At 63.1% G+C, this 4,723-nt stretch carries 7 protein-coding genes and 1 pseudogene; 2 read left to right on the top strand and 6 right to left on the bottom strand.

Annotation, left to right across the window (positions count from 1 at the left end):
* A pseudogene (locus tag EOD15_RS28860) lies at positions 1–188 on the top strand (glutathione S-transferase family protein); the annotation flags it as partial.
* A gap of 16 nt (positions 189–204) precedes the next feature.
* Here EOD15_RS28860 and EOD15_RS28855 read toward each other — a convergent pair.
* On the bottom strand, positions 205–462 hold the full coding sequence (locus tag EOD15_RS28855) for a DUF2934 domain-containing protein (RefSeq protein ID WP_127319017.1): 258 nt from the start codon (positions 460–462) through the stop codon (positions 205–207).
* A 159-nt stretch (positions 463–621) separates the two neighbouring features.
* Between EOD15_RS28855 and ndk the strand changes: the two genes are divergently transcribed.
* Positions 622–1,044, top strand: coding sequence for a nucleoside-diphosphate kinase (gene ndk, locus EOD15_RS28850; protein WP_013532476.1), 423 nt, complete (start codon positions 622–624; stop codon positions 1,042–1,044).
* A gap of 64 nt (positions 1,045–1,108) precedes the next feature.
* Here the strand turns inward: ndk and EOD15_RS28845 are convergent, their stop codons facing one another.
* The 5 genes from EOD15_RS28845 to EOD15_RS28825 all read right to left on the bottom strand — a co-directional run.
* A complete protein-coding gene (locus EOD15_RS28845) occupies positions 1,109–1,873 on the bottom strand; it encodes a YbaY family lipoprotein (protein ID WP_127319019.1) in 765 nt (254 codons plus the stop codon).
* A gap of 110 nt (positions 1,874–1,983) precedes the next feature.
* On the bottom strand, positions 1,984–2,460 hold the full coding sequence (locus tag EOD15_RS28840; RefSeq protein WP_127267617.1) for a molybdenum cofactor biosynthesis protein MoaE: 477 nt from the start codon (positions 2,458–2,460) through the stop codon (positions 1,984–1,986).
* A 1-nt stretch (position 2,461) separates the two neighbouring features.
* Positions 2,462–2,719, bottom strand: coding sequence for a molybdopterin converting factor subunit 1 (moaD, locus tag EOD15_RS28835; protein ID WP_127267618.1), 258 nt, complete (start codon positions 2,717–2,719; stop codon positions 2,462–2,464).
* Between the two features lies 1 nt (position 2,720).
* On the bottom strand, positions 2,721–3,317 hold the full coding sequence (gene pgsA, locus EOD15_RS28830) for a CDP-diacylglycerol--glycerol-3-phosphate 3-phosphatidyltransferase (protein ID WP_023673449.1): 597 nt from the start codon (positions 3,315–3,317) through the stop codon (positions 2,721–2,723).
* Positions 3,318–3,414: 97 nt separating this feature from the next.
* A partial coding sequence (locus EOD15_RS28825) for an excinuclease ABC subunit UvrC (RefSeq protein WP_127409065.1) occupies positions 3,415–4,723 on the bottom strand: 1,309 nt, incomplete at its 5' end.

Here is a 4,723-nt window from a genome sequence, read left to right as displayed (position 1 = left end):
TCTATCAGCCATTCATCGGCGGCGCGGCGCCGCTGTTCAGCGACTATATCGTCTTCGGCGCCCTGCAATGGGCGCGCATAGCCTCGCCCTACCAACTGCTCGACGACGGCGACGTGGTGGCGCAGTGGTTCGCCCGCTGCCTCGACCTGCATGGCGGGCTGGGACGAAAGGTCGCCGCCGCGGCTTGACGCCGTAAAGCAGTACTTACTTGGCCGCCTTCTTTGGCTTGCCGGCCTTCGTGGCAGCCTTTGCCTCCTTGGGGGCGGCCTTTGCCTTGCCTGCGCCAGCTGCCTTCTTCGTTGGCTTTTTGGCTGCCGACTTGCCCGCGGCGTCCTCCTGGTCGACATCGGCCGCCGCCTGATGCCAATGGCGCTCATGATGTCCAGCCGGCTGGCCCTCTTGCAGCCAGAGCTGGTGCGCACGGTTGCGAATGCGTTCCTGACGATCGTCTGTCATGGTCATGGTGTCTCCATACGGCCCGACCTCAGCGCGGCGCCGACACGCGAGTATAGCAAGCAACGCGTTGCTGTGTAGCCGTCTGATCGGGGCCTCTTGGCAATGGGCCGGGCGGCTTGTATAGAGCCCGCCACTCTCAATTCCATTCTCAGACAAGGACGACCCATGGCGCTCGAACGCACATTTTCCATGATCAAGCCGGACGCAACCCGGCGCAATCTCACTGGTGCCATCACCAGGATGCTGGAAGAGGCAGGCCTGCGCGTCATCGCCTCGCGCCGGGTCTGGATGAGCCGCCGCGAAGCGGAAGGCTTCTATGCCGTCCACAAGGACCGCCCCTTCTTCGGCGAACTGGTTGAATTCATGTCGTCGGCACCGACCGTCGTCCAGGTGCTGGAAGGCGAGAACGCCATTGCCAGGAACCGCGAAGTGATGGGCGCCACCAACCCGGCCAACGCCGCCGAAGGTACCATCCGCAAGGTTCACGCGCTGTCGATCGGCGAAAACTCGGTGCACGGCTCCGACGCGCCGGAGACCGCGGCAGAAGAGATCAAGTACTGGTTCTCGGACACCGAGATCGTCGGCTGAGCCGATAATCCAGACCTTGGATTACTTGAAAAGGCCGGCGTTTCGCCGGCCTTTTTCGTCGGGGTCAGCTCGCCGCGCTGAAGCGCAGGATCTCGCGGCCATCCTTGTCGACAATGATGAGCTTTCCGGCATCGACACGGTATGACGCCGCCTTGGCCAACGCATCGAACAGCGCCTTTTCCTCGGCCATCACCTCGGGCGCACAGGCCTTGTAGGTCGAGCCGATGTCTCTGATCGCGATCGTTTGCCCATCGAGTTTGGCGGTGGCGAAGTAGGTGTTGCAGGGGCCGCTGCCGCCCGCCTTGCCGGCCCCGCTGACCCTGAACGTCGCTTGCGGGGCAGCAATAGCGCCGATGCCGTCGATATAGTCGACCAGCCAGAGCTGGTCGAAGACGGAAGCCGTCGGCTCGGCACTCGGGGTGACCATCTTCAGCATGATGGTCTGCGGCAAGCCGGCCAACGGATCGACCTGGTGGCGCATATCGGAGATGAACAGCAGCTTGTCGTCGACGGTGATGCGGGCTTGCAACGCGTAAGTCATCTGCGACCGGATGACCGAAGGGTCGAATTTGATCTCGAAGCTGATCGGCACCTGGCCTGCCGGCTTTACTTGCTGCTCACCGATGATGGTGGCCGGCGCGTCGGCCAGCGACACGTCCGCCAGCTGGACGGAGAGCACGGCACTGGGCGGCAAGGCAATGCGCTCGCGATAGATCACCTCGCCTCTCACGGCCCTTTCGGCGGCAACAGACTGCTCCGGAACGGCCAATATGCCGACGACCAGAGGCACGAAACCGAAGATCAAGAACTCCGCGATCCTGTCCAGCATGACCATCTCCCTCACCCCGGGCTGCCAATGCCCCGGGCTGCCAATGCCGAGGCTGACCAATCCCGCCAATTGGCCAAAGGATTGCGGTCAATGCATGGCTGCGGCGGATCTTATTCGGACTGATACCAGCGTTGCGCGGCGTTTGCATCGGCTTCCTTGGCCTCGACCCAGCCACCCTCCGAGCCGTCAGCCCGATGCTCCTTCTTCCAGAAAGGCGCGCGCGATTTGAGATAGTCCATCAGAAAATTCGCCGCCTCGAACGCCGCATGGCGATGCGCCGAGGCTGCCACCACCAGCACGATGTTCTCGCCGGGCGCGATCTTCCCGTGGCGGTGGATGGCGGTGAGCCCCTGCAATGGCCAACGCTCGACCGCTTCAACAGCGATGCGGGCGATTTCCGCTTCGGCCATGCCGGGGTAGTGTTCGAGCTCGAGCGCTGAGAGCGCGCCTTGCTCGTCGCGGCAAAGGCCGGAGAAGGTCACCACGGCGCCGATATCGGCGCGGCCTTGCGTCAGTCTGGCGATCTCGGCGGCGACGTCAAAATCCTGGCGCTGAATGCGCACGACAGGCAAGACCGCGCCGCTCATGTCAGCCCCCGGTCATCGGCGGGAACAGCGCGATTTCGCGGGCGCCCGCGATCTTCTCGCGGTGCTCGACATGTTCCTGGTTGATGGCGACGCGGATCACGTCGGGATATTGCAGAGCGTGCTCGTAGCCATCGCCGCGCGATTTCAGCCAGCGCAGGAGATCGGTCACCGTCTCGATGCCCGCAGGCAGGTCGACATCCTCCTCAGCCATGCCGATGCGTTCGCGCACCCAGGCAAAATAGATGAGCCGTGTCGTCATCTCACTCGTCCATGATGTGCTTGAGGCCGGCGCGGAAATAATCGTAGCCGGTGTAGAGCGTGACCAACGCCGCGATCCACAGCAGAACCAGCCCGGTCTGCGTGGTCAGCGGAAAGATCTTGTCGCCGGCCGGTCCGGCCAAGAGGAACGCTATGGCGACCATCTGGATCGCGGTTTTCCATTTTGCCAACTGCGTCACCGGCACCGAGACTTTCAGCGCCGCCAGATACTCGCGCAGGCCCGAAACCAGGATTTCACGGCACAGGATGATGATCGCCGCCCACAACGACCAGCCGGCAATGCCCGCATGGCGATCGGTATCGGCGGCCAGCAGCAGCAGGCATGTGGCGACCAGCAGCTTGTCGGCGATCGGGTCGAGCATCTTGCCGATGTTGGAGGTCTGCTGCCAGGCGCGTGCCAGATAGCCGTCCAGATAATCGGTGATCGAGGCGAGCAGGAAGATGATCAGCGCCGACCAGCGGGCAAAGTCGCTCGACTTCAGATGTCCTTCGAGAAAAAAGCACAGCACCACTAGCGGCACCGCGACGATGCGGGCGTAGGTGAGCATATTGGGCAGGTTGAACGCGCGCTTGGCCATGTCTGGGAAACTCTTTCTGCCTGCCTACTCAAATCAGATGCGAATGTAGGGGGTCAACAGGCCAGATTCGACAGGCCGGATGAAAGTGCCGGATTTTTCAACTCTCGTGGAAATGATTGTAGACCAGTTTCGCCACCTGTTCGGAAATTCCGTCGACTTTCCGCAGATCCTCGATGGCCGCGCGGCTGACCGCCTTGGCGGTGCCGAATGCCAACAGCAATGCCCGCTTGCGGCCGGGACCGATGCCGCTGATCTCGTCGAGCGGGCTCTTGACCATCTCCTTCTTGCGGCGAGCCCGATGCGAACCGATGGCGAAACGGTGGACCTCGTCGCGCAGGCGCTGGACGAAATAGAGCACGGGATCGCGAACCGGCAGCGAAAACGAGTCCCTGCCTTTGACGAAGAAACGCTCACGGCCGGCGTCGCGGTCCTGGCCCTTGGCGATACCGATGGCCACCACCCGGTCCTCGATGCCGAGATCGGCGAGGATCTTGCGCACCGCGGTCATCTGGCCCTGGCCACCGTCGATCAGGATGACATCGGGCCAGGCCGGGAAGCTGCCGGAGATATCGTCGTCCATATCGTCCGCCGAACCATCAGCTGCATCCCCAGCCGGGACATCGCCATGCTCCTTCAGCAGCCGCGAAAAACGTCGCTCCATCACCTCGCGCATCATGCCGAAATCGTCGCCAGGTGTGATCTCGGTCGAGCGGATGTTGAATTTCCGGTACTGGTTCTTCACGAACCCTTCCGGTCCGGCGACGACCATGGCGCCGACCGCGTTGGTGCCCATGATGTGTGAGTTGTCGTAGACCTCGATGCGCACCGGCGGCTTGGCCAGGCCGAATGTCTCGGCGAAACCCGCAAGCAGGCGTCCCTGGGTGGAGGTTTCAGCCAGCCGGCGTCCGAGCGCTTCGCGGGCATTCTGCAAAGCGTTGTCGGTCAGGTCCTTCTTCTCGCCGCGCTGCGGCACGGAGATCGCGACCTTGCGGCCAGCTCGGGTGGAGAGCGCCTCGGCCAGCAGTTCCTGATCCTCGACGCCATGCGACAGAAGAATGTTCCGCGGCGTCGGCTTGTCGTCATAGAACTGCGCCAGGAACGAACCCAGCACCTCGGCTGCTTCCAACGCCGGATCGGCCTTGGGGAAATAGGCGCGGTTGCCCCAGTTCTGGCCGGTGCGGAAGAAGAACACCTGGATGCAGACCTGGCCGCCTTCCTGATGGATGGCGAAGACGTCGGCTTCGTCGACGGTCGCTGGATTGATGCCCTGGTGGCTCTGCACATGCGACAGGGCCGCAAGTCGATCGCGATAGATCGCGGCGCGCTCGAAATCGAGAGCTTCCGACGCCTGCTGCATGGCGGCCGAGATTTCCGTCTTCACCTTCTGGCTGCGGCCGGACAAGAAG

The organism is Mesorhizobium sp. M7A.T.Ca.US.000.02.2.1 (genome assembly GCF_003996995.1).
Taxonomy (GTDB): domain Bacteria; phylum Pseudomonadota; class Alphaproteobacteria; order Rhizobiales; family Rhizobiaceae; genus Mesorhizobium.
This window is presented reverse-complemented; position numbering and strand designations above follow the sequence as displayed.